The following is a 16691-nucleotide window of genomic DNA, read 5'->3' as shown; positions in this document are numbered from 1 at the left end:
GACGGGGCCCGATGCGCCCTTCCGCTCCTTCCGTCTCCTGTGTTCACTGGCGGACGCGGACGACGGACGAACGGGAGGCGCCATGGCCGGAAAGCGAGCCGCGAGGTGATCGCGATGGTCGGGCACACCGACCTGACCCCACAGACGCTGCACCTGGTCGAGGCGGAGCTGCGCACCCGCCTGGAGCGCCAGGAGGACGGGGCGAAGGGAGTCGTACGCGTCGGGCCCGGCCTGCCGGTGGCGGCGGGCCGCGCCACGCGGGAGGCGGGCAGGCCCCTGGTGGTGCTGGTGCCGGCGCAGGGCTCGGTACCGGCGGTGCTCCCGCACCGCGACCGCCACGCGGCGGGCGAACTCCTCCGGCTGGCCGAGCAGATGCGCCTGATGCCGTACGACCCGGAGGGCCGCGACGCGTGCGTGGGGGCCGACGAGCGCATGATCACCACGAGCCGCCGCCTCCTGGCCGTCTGGGACGGCTCCCCGACGAACGGCCGCGACGCCACGGCACACCTGGTCGCCTTCGCCCGCGCGCGGGGCATCCCGGTCGAGGTCGTCTGGCCCCGGGGCGCCGCCCGCACGCCGTCGTAGGGCGGCGGCGGAACGCGGTACGGGATCAGCCGAGGATGCCCCGGTCGTAGGCGACGGCCACCGCGGCCGCGCGGTCCTTCACGCCGAGCTTGCCGTACAGATGGGTCAGATGGGTCTTGACCGTGGCCTCGCTGATGAACAGCTCGCGGGCGATCTCGCGGTTGGACATGCCCTTGGCGACGAGTTCGACGACTTCGCGCTCGCGGGCGGACAGCGTCTCGCCCGCCGGTACGGCCGGTTTCCTGACGGCGGAGAAGAGACGGGAGGCGACGGCGGGCGACAGGACCGTCCGTCCCTCCGCGGCCGCCCGCACCGCCGCGAACAGGTCCGCGCGGGGCGCGTCCTTGAGCAGGTAGCCGGTCGCGCCCGCCTCGATGGCGGGGATCGTGTCGGAGTCCGTGTCGTACGTGGTGAGCACGAGCACCTTGGCGCGGGCACCGAGCCGGGACAGCTCCGCGATGGCCTCCACCCCGCTCCCGGCGGGCATGCGCAGGTCCATCAGCACGACGTCCGGGTCGAGGCGCAAGGCGAGCCGGACGCCCTCAACCCCGCCGGAGGCCTCGCCCAGCACGTGGAAGCCGGGGTCGGCTGCGAACATGCCGCGCAGACCGTCCCGTACGACGGGGTGGTCATCGACGATCAGCAGCGTGACGGGCGGGCAGGTCCCGACCTCGTCGGCCACGACCGGGGCGCCGTCGAGCCGTTCGGTCGTCGGTCTTCCGGTCCCGGACCTCGTGCTCACGTCCTCGCTGGTCACGTTCCCCCCGGTCGCGGCGTCGCGTTCAGTCATGGCGCACCAACGGTACGCGGGCACTGATCGCCGTGCCCTGGCCGGGCTCCGACTCGACGGTGACCGTGCCCGCGATGCGTTCCGCGCGGGCACGCATGCCGTCGAGGCCGAAGCCGCCGGTGCCGGTGCGCGGCGGCACGGCGAGCGGGTCGAAGCCGCGCCCGTCGTCCCGTACGTCCAGGGTGACCTCGTCGCCCATGTACGACAGGGTGACGCCCGCCCGGTCGGCGCGGGCGTGGCGGGCCGCGTTGGCGAGCGCCTCCTGGGCGATCCGCAGGAGGGTCGCGGCGACCTCGTCGTGCAGCGGCTCCTCGGTGCCGGTGACGGTGAACCGGGCTTCCACACCGGTGCGTTCGGCCCACTCGGCGACGGTCTTCTTCAGTGCCTCGGGCAGCGTGTCGTGCTCCAGGGCGTAGGGCGAGAGGTTGTGCACGGAGCGCCGCGCCTCACCAAGGGAGCGGCGGGCCAGGGCCTGCGCGCGGTCGAGGTGCCGGCGCGCCAGCGCCGGGTCGGTGGTGGTGGCGACCGCCTGGAGCTGGGCGATGACACCGGTGAGGCCCTGCGCGATCGTGTCGTGGATCTCGGCGGCGAGGCGGCGGCGCTCGTCGGCGACGCCCGCCTCCCGTGCCTGGACGACGAGTTGGGCGTGGAGGGCGGCGTTCTCGGCGAGGGCGGCCTCCAGGGCGGTGATGGTCGCGGCCCGTTCGGCGGCCTTCTCCAACTCCTTGCACTCCATGTGGTCCATCACGACGGCGAGTGCGGAGTTGAAGAGGAACAGCGTCCCGAAGGCCGCCCAGCCCATCGACGAGGCGGGCGGCAGACCACCGGACTGGGAGCCGGCCATGGTGACGGCGGTGACGAGGAGCCCGGCGCGGACGGCACGGGGCGGGAGCACGCGCCGGGACTCGAAGTAGCCGAGGGAGGCGTAGATGGCGAAGAACGGGTTGAGCCAGGTGAGGGCGAACGCCAGGAGGGTACGGACGCCGAAGTACACCGGCCCCGCGACACCGGCCACCCGGCCGCCGCCCCGCCCGTCACGCGGCGGGGGCACCGTGCGGGTCCGGCGGGTCCACCACACCTGGAGGACGAGCGACACCAGGAGCAGGGCCCCCGCCGCGTACATCTCGGGCCGGGTCATCAACAGGTCCGCGGTCGCGGCGGACACGAGCGTCGAGAGACCGAGCGCGATGTAGGGGCCGTACCGGTGGAACTGCGCCCACCGCTCCTCGAGCGTCGTCCTCATTCCCGCCCTACTCCCAGGTGAACCAGCGCCGTGCCGCGGCGATCAGCGCGACCGCCCAGAGCGCCATGATCCCCAGATGCGTCCAGGAGGGCCATCCCCCCGCGGCGGCCTGGTCGAGGGCCCGCGCGGCGGCGCCGAGCGGCGTGAGGTGGACGATCCGCTGAAGGGTGTCGGGCATGGCCGAGACCGGCAGCCACACCCCGGCGGTGAACATCGCGGGGAAGAACACCGCCGAGCCCACCGCCTGCGTGATCTTGGTGGTGCGGCTGACGGCGGAGACGGTGCTGCCGAGCGCCAGGGTGGCCAGCGCGGCCAGGGCGAAGGCGACGAGGTACCCGGGGAGGTGACCGGGCAGGGCGACGCCGAACACGATCCTGCCCACGGCGAGGGCGAGCAGCGCGGAGACGGCCACGGCGGCGCCGTGCAGGGCGATCTGCGCGCCGACGAGCGCGCCGGGCCGCACCGGCGTGGTGGACATGCGGCGCAGGATGCCCCGCTCGCGGTAGCCGGTGAGGACGGGCGGCATGGACTGGATCGCCGACGTGATCATCGCCAGCAGCACGGTGATCGGTACGTACAGGTCGATGACGCGCAGGCCGCCCAGATCGGGCGACGGCTCCCGGAACGAGGGGATCGCGCCGAGCACGCACAGCAGCGCGGTCGGGAAGACGAGGATCCAGAAGAGGGCGGCGGGGTCCCGCAGGAAGAGGCGCGCCTCGGATGCGAGGACGGCGGTGGCGCTGCCCTTGACTGCGGTGGGGCGGGGGCGTGCGAGGGCGGTCATGCGTCCAGTCCCGTCAGGTTGAGGTAGGCGTCGTCCAAGGTGGCCTCGGTGACGCGGAGGTGGAGGGCGGTGATGCCGAGCCGTGCGAGGAGGGACAGCACGGCGTGGACGGTGTCGTCGGTGCCGTGGACGACGACCCGGCCGCCGTCCCGCTCCGCGACGGAGGCGACGGAGGGCAGCCCGGCCAGGAGCGCGGTTTCCAGCGGGGCGGACGGGACGAACGAGATCTCCGTACCGCGCGCGGTGCGCCCGATGAGCCCGGCGGGGGTGTCCAGCGCGGTGACCCGGCCCTTGTCGATCAGGGCGATCCGGTCGCACAGCCGCTGGGCCTCCTCCATGAAGTGCGTGACGAGCAGCACGGTGACGCCGCTGTCCCGTACGTCCTCGATGAGCTGCCAGGTGTCGCGGCGGGCGCGCGGGTCGAGCCCGGTGGTCAGCTCGTCCAGGACGACGACCCGGGGGTTGCCGATCAGGGCGAGCGCGATGAACAGGCGCTGCTTCTGGCCGCCGGACAGCTTCGCGAACCGGGTGCCGAGCCGGTCGGTCAGCCCGAGGCGCTCGGCGAGCACCCTCCAGTCCGCGGGGTCCGGGTAGCAGGCGGCGTACAGCCGGAGCGCCTCCCGCACGGTGATCTTCGGCTGGAGCTCGCTCTCCTGGAGCTGCGCGCCCAGCAGCCGCGTGACGGCGTCCCGGTCGGCGGCGGGGTCGTACCCGGCGACGCGCACGCTCCCGCCGTCGGGCCGCCGCAGCCCCTCGACGCACTCGACGGTGGTGGTCTTGCCCGCGCCGTTCGGCCCGAGGATGCCGAAGACCTCCCCCTCCTCGACGTCGAACGACACCCCGTCGACGGCAACCTTGTCCCCGTAGACCTTCCGCAGGTCCCTGACCTCGATAATCCCCATGCCCGAGAGCCTCCCGCCCCCGGGCGCCGCGCGGTATCCACCAGCCCGCCAGACCCGGCATCATCCGATCGGCTGATGCCCGGTACGACCCTCCGGGCCGGTCCGTCAGCCGGAGGTGCCGGGGCGCGCGGTGTGGTCGGGGTGGCCCGCGGTGCGGCGGTCCTCCTTCATCTCGGCCTCGTACAGGTGGCGGCGCCCCCCGGCCAGCTCGTCCACGGCGGCACCTTCCAGGGTGCGGAACGGCTCGTAGTACGTGTCGTCGTACGCCTCGACGACCTGGAACGACCAGTGGCCGGGGATGACGTTGCGGCCCAGGATCTCCGTGACCACCCGCTGCGCCCACTCCGGGTGGCCCGCCTCGCGCAGCAGCGCCACGGCCCGGTCCAGCTCCAGGTCGGCCGTGCCGGTGAGCTGGTGGAACGCGTAGAGGTGCCCGCGTGCCCGCTCCGTCGTCTCGCGCGCCTTCGACAGTGACCCCAGGGCCTCCACGAGCACGTCGGTGAGGCCCTCGGGTCGCTGGTGGGCCCGGTCGGGGCCGTCCTGGTGGGTGTGCATGGTTCCGCCGTTCCGTTGCCGGTCGCGCGGACGGGTCCCCCGGAACGGCCGCGGGAATCCAGGACGCCACCGAACGGCGTACGCCCACCCCGCCCCCGGAGCGTGCGCCCGCCCCGCATGGTCCGCGCCCGGAGCGTGCGCCCGCCCCCGCAGCCCGCACCCCCCGCCCCGCGTGGTCCGCGCCCGGCATGTGCCCGTGCCCGGCGTGGTACCCGCGCGGCATCCGCGCACGCCGTACGAGGGGCGACCGATGCAGACCTTCCTGCCGTACCCCGACTTCCGGGCCTCCGCGCGGGCCCTGGACCGCCGCAGGCTCGGCAAGCAGCGGGTGGAGGCGCTCCAGGTTTTGCGGGGCCTGACCGTCCCCGGCTACGGGTGGCGCCGGCACCCGGCGGTCCGCATGTGGGCCGGCTACGAGGAGGCGCTGGTCCGGTACGGCCTGGAGGTGTGCCACGTCTGGCGCGACCTCGGCCACCAGGACAGCTGCGCGGCGTCCCTGGTCTCCGGCTACGCCGCCCTGCACCCGCACACCCCGGTGCGCGCCCAGGACGACCTGGCGGCCGCCGGGGAACTCCCGCCGTGGCTGGGCGACACCGCCTTCCACCGCAGCCACAGATCGGCCCTGGTGCGCAAGGACCCCGAGGTCTACGCGCCGGTCTTCCCCGGCGTCCCCGGCGACCTCCCCTATCTCTGGCCCGCCTCGGACCGCCAGACCCCGCTGCACCCCGCCTGACCGCCCCACCGGCCACGAGACCCCCGGAACACGAGCCACACGCCCGCCACGGACATACGTCGAAGGGCCCCACCGCGAACGGTGGGGCCCTTCGACATCGTGCCCGGTGAGGCACTGGCGGCTGGACAAAGACCAGGACAACGAGGCTGGGTGGATCAGGAAGGAGGCGACCCCGACACGGGCGCAAGCCAGTCAATCGGCGGCCGCCCTGGGGTAATGAACGGTGTTGGGCAGGCGAGGTATGCGGCTGTACGTGACTCTTGATGTCGGAGCCGACGGCCATCCGACGTGTTTACTGCGCGCCTTCAACCACCTCATCTGCATCGTTCGCCAGGCTCCGTGAGATCCAGTACCGCCTCGTGCTCGTCGACAGCGCCTCGCAGCAGTCGGCTGCCCCCACTGAGATCAAGCCCAGCGAGGCGGACCTGGGCATCGGCCGAACGGAGTAGTCCGGCGCGTCAATGGCCAACGAGGAACCGAAGATAAACGCATGAGCATTCGGCCATGGGTGATTGTGGAGCCACCCGACAGTCGCGGTATTCGTGAGATCACGATCAACGGAAACACCGTGGGCAGCGCGTGGTCCCTGCATGAGATGCGGCAGATACTCCGTAGCCACAACTATCCCGAAAACATGGACATCGAGGACCAGGCGTGCGTCTACTGGCGTGGCGGTGACAGCAGCGCATGGCCTGACAACGCCTGGAGACGCCGTACAGTCATAACTCTCATGGTTCTAGGGCTGCTCGGATCGATGACTTTGCACGCGGTAATCGGCTGGCCGGATGCTCTGGGAGCCCTTACCTTCGCCCAACGTCTGGTTGGAATCCTGTTTCTACTGGCAGCTGCCGAGCAGGGGATAGCGACGCTCGCAGTCGTCGACCACTGGGGCAAGCGGCAGCTGACCTTTTCGGGTTCTCTGGTATTCCTGGGAGTGCTCATCGCATTGGCCACCTCAAGCCTTTTGCTATTCCTGTGGCTTCAAGAGCGAGAACTCGTACTTGGCTTTTTCGCCTTCCTTTCGCTGTGGCTCTGGTCTCTGTGGGCTCTCTGTGTCCTCATTCGCGAAAAAGTTTGGCAGCAAATACCGTATCCCAGGAAGTTTGCGCTAGGCGTTACGGTCACTGCGATTCTTACGGCGGTCAGCTTGGGGTATTCAACTCTTTATCAGCCGACATCCACCCCTATGCATATCACCCTGCAGGTGCAGTTCGGAAACCCTGAAACCGGGCCCGATCTGCCCTATGTGCTCGTGCCGCTCAGGCTCTACGCGAAGAACAACGGAGGAGTCCCTGCAATTGTCCTCGTTGACGACTACACCGTTTATGGCCGCGCGGCCAAGTTCTCTGCAGCGGGGCAGAAGATGAAGGAGTGGAAGAAGGGCTGGGAAGATGACTGGTGGGGTTTGGAGGCAGGAAGCTACGAAAGCGATGTCAAAAAGACGCGAATCAAATCCGGGCAATTTCAGGGTCCGGGGTCGACGCTGGCACCCGGAGAAGAATTCAGAAAGGAGGCGATGGTGAAGTTTCCCAAGAAAGCGGACTATGAAACGCTGGAAGCCCGCTTGCAGCTCGCATTCTTGAGGCATGATCGCGGGAAGAATGACGGTGGATTCTATTCTCCCAAGGCTTCCTGGCTGAAGGGGGAAGCTGACTACTACTGCCCCCCTGAAGAATGCATAGAGCAGCTTATTTACCACGGTGTTGTGCGCCATAACAACAACCTGATAAATGTAACCCGCAAGCCTAGATATGTTGTCGCTTTCTGGTCTCCAGAAGAGGAGCCGGACGCCTTGGTTTCATCTTTCAGCTTTAAGGAGAGGCAGAAGGGTGAATCAATCTATGACGTTTATGGAAACCTCGAGGAATTGGAAACGGAAAGGAGCAGGTATGATCTTGGGTGGGTTGCCGTAAGCTCGGCGGTGCCTGTCCAAGGAATGCTCAATAAGTCTAAATCGTAGACCGATCTCCCGCGCGCTCGCCGTCAGGAGAGAGATGTGACGTGCTGGGTGCGCCGCAATGGTTTTCGAAACCGGTCAGCGATCACCGGCCATCCCAGCTTATGCACTGGTGTTTTCGTCCTCGGGGCCCTCCGAGGTGAGCCTGTTTGGCCACAGGTTGGCCGAACAAGCGCGCTCATGGCTATGCGGAGTCCAGCGCTTCGGACACAGCGGCCATGGCGGTTACGACCACATCGGCGCCCGTGTCGCTCAGGGCGCGTTCCTTGCCGGGTTTGTCGGCGCCGCCGATGGAGGGCCCGCCTGTCGTCTTGTCGGCGTGCGGGGGCGTCTTCAGCTCGTTGAAGGCCAACAACAACGAGTGGGGTCGGGCTGCTGCGCCGGCACTGGTTGCGGCCGAAGAGTACGAGCACGGGGCGGCGAGGCGGCACCCTGCGGGCGGCAGGTTGGCTAGTGCCCGGCCAGAGTGTGGGGGCGGCGTGAGACGAAGAACGCGAAGTCACGTGCCGGGCGTCGCGCTGTGCCCCTCCCGGTCCGCTGGGCGTAATGCTCCGCTCCCAGGGAGGCGCAGGCCGTGTTCACCAAGCCGTTAGGCGGGCCGCTCAGCTCGAACAGCCGACTATCACGACTGGAAGCGGCTGCTGGAAGACGCCGGCGTCCGAGGCAGGCGCCGTATGATGCCCGGCACACCGCGGGCACCGTGCTGATGCTGCTCGGCGTCCCGGACCGGGTCATCGACCAGATCATGGGTTGGGAGCCGGGCGGCGCCCCCCGGATGCGGCGCGCTACCTGCACGTGACCGATCCGATGCTCAAGGAGGCGGCCCGGAAGATCGAGCGCGCCATCTCGGGAGCCCCGGAAGACTCCACTGTGGACAGACGACGTCGAAGGGCCCCACCGCGAACGGTGGGGCCCTTCGACATCGTGCCCGGTGAGGCACTGGCGGAGGATACGAGATTCGAACTCGTGAGGGGTTGCCCCCAACACGCTTTCCAAGCGTGCGCCCTAGGCCTCTAGGCGAATCCTCCGCCGGGAACATTACATGACTCCGAGGGGTGCTCGCGAACTCGTTCCCCCGGCGACGGATCGGGTACGCTGGGGCCCAGCCCCTCACGTGGCGCTATCTGACTGAACTCCCCCAGGGCCGGAAGGCAGCAAGGGTAGGTCGGCTCTGGCGGGTGCGTGGGGGGCGCTTGCGTTGTCGGGGCGTGGGCCCGGGCCTCACGTGGCGCGGATCTTGCGGGAGGTCCCCTGGGCGCGGTCGTGTCGATCTTGGGCGGTCCGGTTGTCGGTGCGGCCCGATATCGTCGTAAGCGTGTCGTCCCTCGCGCTGTACCGCCGCTATCGACCCGAGACCTTCGCCGAGGTCATCGGGCAGGAGCATGTCACCGACCCGTTGCAGCAGGCGCTGCGGAACAACCGGGTCAATCACGCGTACCTGTTCAGCGGGCCGCGCGGCTGTGGCAAGACGACCAGTGCCCGCATCCTCGCGCGGTGCCTGAACTGCGAGCAGGGGCCCACGCCGACGCCGTGCGGCGAGTGCCAGTCCTGCCGGGACCTCGCGCGCAACGGGCCCGGTTCCATCGACGTGATCGAGATCGACGCCGCGTCGCACGGTGGTGTGGACGACGCCCGTGACCTGCGCGAGAAGGCGTTCTTCGGGCCCGCCAGCAGCCGGTACAAGATCTACATCATCGACGAGGCCCACATGGTCACGTCGGCGGGGTTCAACGCCCTGCTGAAGGTGGTCGAGGAGCCGCCGGAGCACCTCAAGTTCATCTTCGCGACGACCGAGCCCGAGAAGGTCATCGGCACGATCCGGTCGCGGACCCACCACTATCCGTTCCGGCTCGTCCCGCCCGGCACGCTGCGCGAGTACCTCGCCGAGGTGTGCGGGCAGGAGGGCATCCCCGTCGAGGACGGCGTGCTGCCGCTCGTCGTGCGGGCCGGTGCCGGGTCGGTGCGTGACTCGATGTCCGTCATGGACCAGCTCCTCGCCGGCGCCGGCGAGGACGGTGTGACGTACGCCATGGCCACCTCCCTCCTCGGGTACACCGACGGGTCGCTGCTGGACGCGGTCGTCGAGGCGTTCGCCACCGGGGACGGGGCGGCAGCGTTCGAGGTCGTGGATCGTGTCGTGGAGGGCGGCAACGACCCGCGGCGGTTCGTCGCGGACCTGCTGGAGCGGCTGCGCGACCTCGTGATCCTCGCCGCCGTACCGGACGCCGCCGACAAGGGGCTCATCGACGGGCCCGCCGACGTCATGGAGCGGATGCTGGCGCAGGCGTCCACGTTCGGCGCCGCCGAGCTGAGCCGCGCCGCCGACATCGTGAACACCGGGCTCACCGAGATGCGCGGCGCCACATCGCCGCGCCTCCAGCTGGAGCTGATCTGCGCGCGCGTGCTGCTGCCCGCCGCGTTCGACGACGAGCGTTCCGTGCAGGCCCGCCTGGAGCGGCTCGAGCGCGGCATGCACGTGCAGCCCGCCGGTGCCGGGCCCGCCGTGGGGTACGTGCCGGGGCCCGGCGCCCATGTGCCCGACGGCGGCGGGGTCGCCGCCGCGCGTGCCGCCGTCCGGGGCGGCGAGGGGCAGCCGGGACAGCCGGGGATGCCCGCCGCCGCTCCGGGGGCTCCGGGTGTCGCTGCTGTGGCGCCCGCGCCTCCTGTGGCTCCCGCTGCCGCGCCGCCCGCGCCTCCCGTGGCTCCCGCTGCGCCCTCTGCTCCCGCTGAGCCCGCGGCACCTGTGGCGCCCGCCGCCACGGCCCCCGCCGCGCCGCCCGCATCCCGCGCCCCCGGCGCCTGGCCGACCGCCGCCGCACCCGGTGCCGGTGGTGGAGGCGTACGGCAGCCGGGGGCCTGGCCCTCCGCCGCCGCGCCCGGCCAGGGCCGCCCCGCCGACCCGCAGCCCCAGCCGCACCAGCCCCCGCAGCACCAGTCCCAGGCGCCCGCCCCCGCCGCGTCCCCCGCACCGGCCGCCCCCGCCCCCGTCTCCGCCGAGATGGCGCAGGGCGCCGTGCAGGTGCGCAACATGTGGCCCGGCATCCTCGAAGCCGTCAAGAACCGGCGCCGCTTCACCTGGATCCTCCTCAGCCAGAACGCCCAGGTCGCCGGGTTCGACGGCACGACCCTCCAGCTCGGCTTCCTCAACGCCGGCGCCCGCGACAACTTCGCGAGCAGCGGCAGCGAGGAGGTCCTCAAGCAGGCCCTCGCCGAGCAGTTCCACGTCAACTGGAAGATCGAGGCCATCGTCGACCCGTCCGGCGGCGCCGGGCAGGCCCCCTCCCACCAGGGCGGTTACGGCCGCCCCGCCTCCGGAGGCCCGCCCGCGCAGGGCGCGCAGCCCCCGTACGCCGCGCCGCAGGCGCCGCACAGCCCGCAGGGCGCCCCCCGCCCCGTACAGCAGCCCCCGTCCGCCCCCGGCCCGCACCAGCCGCCACAGGGCGGCACAGGCCCTGGCAACGGCCCCGGCGCGGCCCCCGCCGGACCCGCAGGTCACAGCACGGGCCCCGGCACCCGCCCCACAGGCCCCGGCGCGGGCAACGGCTCCGGCAACGGCCCCGGACAAGGCGCCGGGCCCGGCGGGTACGACGCCCACCGCCCCGCCGCGCCGCAGTCGGTCGCGCCCGAGGACGACGTACCGGAAGAGGACGACCCGGACCTCGTGGACTCCGCGCTGTCCGGCCACGACCTGATCGTCCGCGAGCTCGGCGCGACCGTGGTGGAGGAATATACGAACGAGTAGGGAGCGTCCGCTCGGTGGCCCGCACAAAGAGCGGGCCGCCCGCCGGGCTACCCTGGCTGGCGTGAAGGTCCTCGTCATCGGCGGCGGCGCCCGCGAACACGCCCTGTGCCGCTCCCTCTCCCTCGATCCCGACGTCACCGCTCTGCACTGCGCGCCCGGCAACGCCGGAATCGCGGAGGTCGCCGAGCTCCACCAGGTCGACGCCCTCGACGGCGCGGCCGTGGCCCGCCTGGCCGGTGACCTGGAAGCAGACCTGGTCGTCGTCGGCCCGGAGGCGCCGCTCGTCGCCGGTGTCGCCGACGCCGTACGCGCGGCGGGCATCCCCTGCTTCGGCCCCTCCAAGGAGGCCGCGCGGCTGGAGGGCTCCAAGGCGTTCGCCAAGGACGTGATGGCGTCCGCGGGCGTCCCCACGGCCCGCAGCTACGTCTGCGCCACCCCCGCCGAGATCGACGCCGCCCTCGACGCGTTCGGCGCCCCGTACGTCGTCAAGGACGACGGCCTCGCCGCGGGCAAGGGCGTCGTCGTCACGAGCGACGTGGAGCAGGCCCGCGCCCACGCCCTGTCCTGCGACCGCGTCGTCATCGAGGAGTACCTCGACGGCCCCGAGGTCTCCCTCTTCGCGATCACCGACGGCACGACCGTCCTGCCGCTCACCCCCGCCCAGGACTTCAAGCGCGCCCTCGACGGCGACGAGGGCCCCAACACGGGCGGCATGGGCGCCTACTCGCCGCTGCCGTGGGCGGACCCGAAGCTCGTGGACGAGGTCATGGCGTCGGTCCTCCAGCCGACAGTGGACGAGCTGCGCCGCCGCGGCACGCCGTTCTCCGGCCTGCTGTACGCGGGGCTCGCGATCACCTCGCGCGGTGTGCGGGTCATCGAGTTCAACGCCCGCTTCGGCGACCCCGAGACGCAGGTCGTCCTCGCCCGCCTGCGCACCCCGCTCGCCGGTGTCCTGCTGCACGCGGCCAACGGCACGCTCGACTCCGAGCCGCCGCTGACCTGGCGCGACGAGGCCGCCGTCACCGTGGTCGTCGCCGCGCACAACTACCCGGGCACGCCGCGCACCGGCGACCCGATCACCGGCCTGGACGAGGTCGCGGAGCTGGACGCCCCGCACGCGTACGTCCTGCACGCCGGTACGAAGCGGGACGGCGACGCGGTCGTGAGCGCGGGCGGGCGGGTCCTGTCGGTCACCGCGACCGGCGCGGACCTGGCCGAGGCGCGCGAGCGGGCGTACGCGGCGGTCGGGCGCATCCGCCTGGACGGCTCCCAGCACCGTACGGACATCGCCCGCACGGCCGCCGGGCAGAGCTGACCCGACGCCTTCGGGCCGAACAGGACATGGGAAGGGCCCGGGTGCGATACGCGCCCGGGCCCTCCCTACACCCACCACCGCCCCGAACCACCCCCAGCCCTGCCCAAGCCATTCCATCGAGTGACGGATCACCCATCCGAATGACGCCTGCCGACGCCCCAACTAGGGTGCCGCGCAGGCGTTCCGGCACTTGGCCCACCGGCATTGCGATGTCAGTGGCGGGTGTCACAGTGGGGGAGTGAGCAAAACCGCCGCAGGGGTGGAGGGGGTGACGTACGGCTGTGTTCGGTCCCGGTTCCGACAGCGCGGGCAGGGGCGCGACGAGTGCCCTGGGCGCCATGGGTGAGGAGCGGGGCGCGCGGGCCGCGCGCGCTCATGCCCTGGCCGTGCTGCGCGTGCGCGGCAGGGCCCTGGGCGTCGCCCTCCTTCCGGCGGCGGTGGCGGTCGTCCTGCTGACCGGCGGGGTGACGGGCCAGCTGGAGGGCCCCGCGTGGGATGCCGCCCGGTGGGTGGTGTCCGGTGCCGCGCTGGCCGTGCTGCTGGCCGCGGCGGTGGTCGGCGCGGTGGTCGCGCGGGCCCGCCCGGCGCTCACGCCGACGGTGGAGATCGCGGAGTCGTCCGCGCCCGACCTGTACGGGATGGTGCGGGACCTGGCGGCGCGCCTGGCGGTGCCCGAGCCGTCCGCGATAGCCCTGACGCCGGACTGCGACAGCTGGCTCGAGGACCGTACGCACCCGGCGCACCGGATATCCGGCGGGGCGCACGGGACGGCGGGCGCCGCTCCGGTGCTGGTCATAGGGTCGCCGTTCCTGTGGTGGATGCGGGTCGGCGAGCTGCGGGCGGTGCTGGCGCCGGTCGTGGCCGGTACGGGGCCGTCCGCCCACCCCGACATAGCGGCCGCGCGCCGGTTCGTACGGGGCCTCGACGCGGCGGTCGCCCTGCCGGGGCGGCCCGGTCTGGGGCCGGTGCGGCGCCTTGTCGCGCGCGCCGTGGCCGGGGCGGCCCGGACGATGCTGCGGGGCGTACGGGAGCACGCCGCCGAGATGGAGCGCGGGGTCGCCGCCGCCGCGTCGGAGCGGGCGCAGGCGGTGGACTACGGGCTGCGGATCGTCGCCCAGGAGCAGGTCGGCCTCGCGTACGCGGGCTGGGACCGGCTGCTGACCCGGGTGGCGCTGCCCGCCTGGCGCATGGGCCGGTGGCCGTCGCGGCTGGACGCCGGTGTCGTGTCGGCGCTGACGGAGCTGTCCCGGCGCGACCGGCTGGCGGAGGGATTCGCGTCGCGGCTGGGCGAGCGTCCGGCGTGCGACCTGCTGGAGGAGCCGGGCCTCGTGGACGAGGCGACGTCCCTGCTGGCCGCGCGCCTCTTCCACGGCGGGCCCGCCGAGCCGGGGCCGGGCTGGGCGCCGGTGGACTGGCAGCGGTACCCGGAGGAGGTCGTGGACCGGAAGTGGCGTACGGAGGCCGCGCGCCTGCACCGCGTGCTGGACCGGCTGGGCGCCCGCGCCGCGCCGGAGGGGCCGACGCTGACGCGGGTCCTGGACCACTTCGCGACGGCGGACGGCGAGACGGTGGCGGCGGCGCTGAGCGCGGAACTGTCCCGCGAGTCCCGCGAGTCCCGCGAGGAGAGCACCCCGCACGGCGCGGCGGCGCGGGAGAGCGAGGACGACCGGAGGACGGCCTACGGCTCCAAGGGCGCCGGGGACTCCCAGGGCATCGGCTCCCTGTGGTCCGGGGAGTCCACGGGCGCCGACGGCTCCGGGGCTTCCGAGAACCCGGGCTCCGGGGCTTCCCAGGGCCCGGGCGGCTCCGGGGCGGCGGGACCCGTCGTGCCGACCGCCGCGTTCGAGCCGGCTGCCGGGCCGTTGCCCGCTCCCGGTGCGGACGCGGCACCGGAGGCGGAGGCCCCCGCGGGGCCCGTGCCCGCCATCTGGGGCGCCGACGAGCTGCCCCTGCTGCCGCTGCAACCGCCGCGTACCGGCCGGGAGCTGCTGGCCGACCACGTCCTGGCCGTCGTGTGCTGCGCCGCCGTGGACACGGCCGGTGCGGCGCCCGGGCTGGACTGGCTGGACGGGCCCGTGCTCCTCGTGGGCGACGGTGACGGCGCGGACAGGCGGCGGGCCGACGTGGCCCCCGGGGTGCTCGCCCTCATAGAGGACGCCGACCCGGAGCCGCTGCGGAGCTGGCTCGCGTCCGTGGGCGCCCGCCCCGAGAAGCCGGTACGCCTGGCCTGACGCCCGGCCCCCGAGCCGCCCGCACCCGCTGCGGCACCTCCAGGTCCGGCAGGAGCACCCGGCGCCCGCACTCGGGGACCGCCCCATCAGAATCGGCGCGCCCCCTGCCCCCGCGCGCCGGGGACGCTCCGTTCCGTTGGCGCCAATTCGCGACGACGGGTGACGGAGCGCGTGCGTTATGTGATGTGCTGTGGGCCGACGCCCAGCGCGTCGGGTCGCCGGACACCGGGACGCCGGGACACCAGGGCACCGGGGCCGCCAGGACCACCGGGCCATCGGGACGTCGGGGGAGTCGAGGGAGGGGGCGCAGATGGGGACGGAGCAGGTTGGCCGGTGGGAGTCGGGGGCGCTGGCCCATGCCGTGAACGACCCGTTCGGCCAGGGCCCGCTGCCCTGGCTGCGCGGCACCGAGCAGTACGTGGGCGAGGACGGCCTGATCACTCCCTGGTACGCGCGGCCCACCCGCCGCCCGGGCGACGACCGGGGCAACGGGCCCCGCGCCGCCGACGATGTGCGCCTCCAGATCAAGGGCTTCGCCTCGACCGGAGCCGTCGCGCCCGGCGAGGCGATCGACTTCCGCATCACCGTGAACCCGCCACAGCAGTTCTCGGCCGACGTCTACCGCGTCGGGCACTACGGCGGCGACGGCGCCTCCAAGATCACCACCAGCCCCCGGCTCTCCGGCATCGTCCAGCCGCCGCCGCTGACGGCCGACCGCACGGTCTCCTGCCACCACTGGTGGCTCTCCTGGCGGTTGCAGATCCCGTCGTACTGGTCCACGGGCGCGTACGTCGCCGTCCTCACCACCGCCGACGGCTACCGCTCCCACGTCCCGTTCACCGTCCGCGACGGGCACCCCGCCGACCTGCTGCTCGTCCTGCCCGACATGACCTGGCAGGCGTACAACCTGTACCCGGAGGACGGCCGTACCGGCGCGAGCCTCTACCACGCGTGGGACGACGAGGGCCGCCTGCTGGGCGAGGCGCACGCGGCCGTCACCCTCTCCTTCGACCGCCCGTACGCGGGTCAGGGCCTGCCCCTGCACATCGGGCACGCGTACGACGTCATCCGCTGGGCCGAGCGGTACGGCTACGACCTCGCCTACGCCAACGCCACCGACCTGCACTCCGGCCGCGTCGATCCCACCCGCTACCGGGGCCTGGTCTTCCCGGGCCACGACGAGTACTGGTCGGCCCCGCTGCGCCGCGCCGTGGAGGAGGCCCGCGACAGCGGCACCTCCCTGGTGTTCCTCTCCGCCAACACGATGTACTGGCAGGTCGAGCTGGCCCCGTCCCCGTCGGGCGTCCCCGACCGCCTCCTGACGTGCCGCAAGCGCCAGGGCCCCGGCCGGTCGGCGCTGTGGCGGGACGCGGACCGGCCGGAGCAGCAGCTGCTCGGCATCCAGTACGCGGGCCGGGTCCCGGAGCCTCACCCCCTGGTCGTACGGAACGCCGACCACTGGCTGTGGGAGGCGACGGGCGCGGGCGAGGGCGACGAGCTGCCGGGCCTGGTCGCGGGGGAGGCCGACCGGTACTTCCCGCGCACGGCGCTGCCCGAGCACCAGCGCCGCATCCTGCTGGCCCACTCGCCCTACCTGGACGCGGCCGGAGCCCGGCGCCACCAGGAGACGTCCCTTTACCGGGCCCCGTCCGGGGCACTCGTCTTCGCATCCGGCACGTTCGGCTGGTCCCCCGCTCTGGACCGGCCGGGTCATGTCGATCCGGCCGTCCAGCGCGCCACGGCGAACCTGCTGGACCGCATCTGCAAACGCGACTAGAACGTCCCTGCACCCCTGGCCACGGCCTCTCTCCCCCCGTGCGGGAGAATCGGAGCCGATTGGACAGACCCACGGGG

Annotated in this window: 13 protein-coding genes, 1 tRNA gene, 1 other RNA gene and 1 pseudogene; 9 read left to right on the top strand and 7 right to left on the bottom strand. The window is 72.7% G+C overall.

Annotated elements, in window-relative coordinates:
- The first annotated feature begins 105 nt into the window (after positions 1–105).
- Complete coding sequence (locus tag J116_RS13450) at positions 106–585, top strand: hypothetical protein (RefSeq protein ID WP_023587585.1); 480 nt, start codon at positions 106–108, stop codon at positions 583–585.
- A gap of 25 nt (positions 586–610) precedes the next feature.
- Here J116_RS13450 and J116_RS13445 read toward each other — a convergent pair whose 3' ends face one another.
- From J116_RS13445 to J116_RS13425, 5 genes are all read right to left on the bottom strand, one after another.
- A complete protein-coding gene (locus J116_RS13445; RefSeq protein ID WP_079147719.1) occupies positions 611–1375 on the bottom strand; it encodes a response regulator in 765 nt (254 codons plus the stop codon).
- The gene (locus J116_RS13440; RefSeq protein ID WP_023587583.1) at positions 1368–2618 is read right to left on the bottom strand and encodes a sensor histidine kinase; all 1251 of its coding nucleotides are present in this window, start codon (positions 2616–2618) and stop codon (positions 1368–1370) included. The genes J116_RS13445 and J116_RS13440 overlap by 8 nt, the downstream gene beginning before the upstream one ends.
- Before the next feature lie 7 nt (positions 2619–2625).
- Positions 2626–3402 (bottom strand): ABC transporter permease, encoded by a 777-nt coding sequence (locus tag J116_RS13435; RefSeq protein ID WP_023587582.1) that lies wholly within the window; start codon positions 3400–3402, stop codon positions 2626–2628.
- Positions 3399–4304, bottom strand: a complete 906-nt coding sequence (locus J116_RS13430) for an ABC transporter ATP-binding protein (protein WP_023587581.1) — start codon at positions 4302–4304, stop codon at positions 3399–3401. The genes J116_RS13435 and J116_RS13430 overlap by 4 nt, the downstream gene beginning before the upstream one ends.
- Positions 4305–4409: 105 nt before the next feature.
- A complete protein-coding gene (locus J116_RS13425; protein WP_023587580.1) occupies positions 4410–4859 on the bottom strand; it encodes a hypothetical protein in 450 nt (149 codons plus the stop codon).
- Between the two features lie 250 nt (positions 4860–5109).
- Here J116_RS13425 and J116_RS13420 point away from each other — a divergent pair, with 250 nt between their 5' ends.
- The gene (locus J116_RS13420; RefSeq protein ID WP_023587579.1) at positions 5110–5592 is read left to right on the top strand and encodes an MSMEG_6728 family protein; all 483 of its coding nucleotides are present in this window, start codon (positions 5110–5112) and stop codon (positions 5590–5592) included.
- Positions 5593–6226: 634 nt separating this feature from the next.
- Positions 6227–7552: a Yip1 family protein gene (locus J116_RS29720; RefSeq protein ID WP_161492116.1), complete on the top strand. Its 1326-nt coding sequence runs from the start codon at positions 6227–6229 to the stop codon at positions 7550–7552.
- 181 nt (positions 7553–7733) lie between these two features.
- On the opposite strand, the gene J116_RS29905 is transcribed toward J116_RS29720, so the two are convergent.
- A complete protein-coding gene (locus J116_RS29905; RefSeq protein WP_023587577.1) occupies positions 7734–7901 on the bottom strand; it encodes a hypothetical protein in 168 nt (55 codons plus the stop codon).
- A 23-nt stretch (positions 7902–7924) separates the two neighbouring features.
- On the opposite strand from J116_RS29905, the pseudogene J116_RS30900 reads away from it, so the two are divergent.
- Positions 7925–8434, top strand: a pseudogene (locus J116_RS30900) (tyrosine-type recombinase/integrase); the annotation flags it as partial.
- Between the two features lie 55 nt (positions 8435–8489).
- Here J116_RS30900 and J116_RS13405 read toward each other — a convergent pair.
- Positions 8490–8577: transfer RNA gene (locus tag J116_RS13405), tRNA-Ser, on the bottom strand.
- A gap of 73 nt (positions 8578–8650) precedes the next feature.
- Here J116_RS13405 and ffs point away from each other — a divergent pair.
- From ffs to J116_RS13380, 5 genes are all read left to right on the top strand, one after another.
- Positions 8651–8749: signal recognition particle sRNA small type (ffs, locus tag J116_RS13400), an RNA gene on the top strand.
- Between the two features lie 115 nt (positions 8750–8864).
- Positions 8865–11291 (top strand): DNA polymerase III subunit gamma and tau, encoded by a 2427-nt coding sequence (locus J116_RS13395; protein ID WP_023587575.1) that lies wholly within the window; start codon positions 8865–8867, stop codon positions 11289–11291.
- A 61-nt stretch (positions 11292–11352) separates the two neighbouring features.
- A complete protein-coding gene (purD, locus tag J116_RS13390; RefSeq protein WP_023587574.1) occupies positions 11353–12606 on the top strand; it encodes a phosphoribosylamine--glycine ligase in 1254 nt (417 codons plus the stop codon).
- 338 nt (positions 12607–12944) lie between these two features.
- Positions 12945–14837 (top strand): M48 family metalloprotease, encoded by a 1893-nt coding sequence (locus tag J116_RS13385; protein WP_028964021.1) that lies wholly within the window; start codon positions 12945–12947, stop codon positions 14835–14837.
- Between the two features lie 310 nt (positions 14838–15147).
- Positions 15148–16614 (top strand): N,N-dimethylformamidase beta subunit family domain-containing protein, encoded by a 1467-nt coding sequence (locus J116_RS13380; RefSeq protein WP_023587572.1) that lies wholly within the window; start codon positions 15148–15150, stop codon positions 16612–16614.
- Positions 16615–16691: the final 77 nt, after the last annotated feature.

This window comes from Streptomyces thermolilacinus SPC6 (assembly GCF_000478605.2).
GTDB classification, from domain to species: domain Bacteria; phylum Actinomycetota; class Actinomycetes; order Streptomycetales; family Streptomycetaceae; genus Streptomyces; species Streptomyces thermolilacinus.
This window is presented reverse-complemented; position numbering and strand designations above follow the sequence as displayed.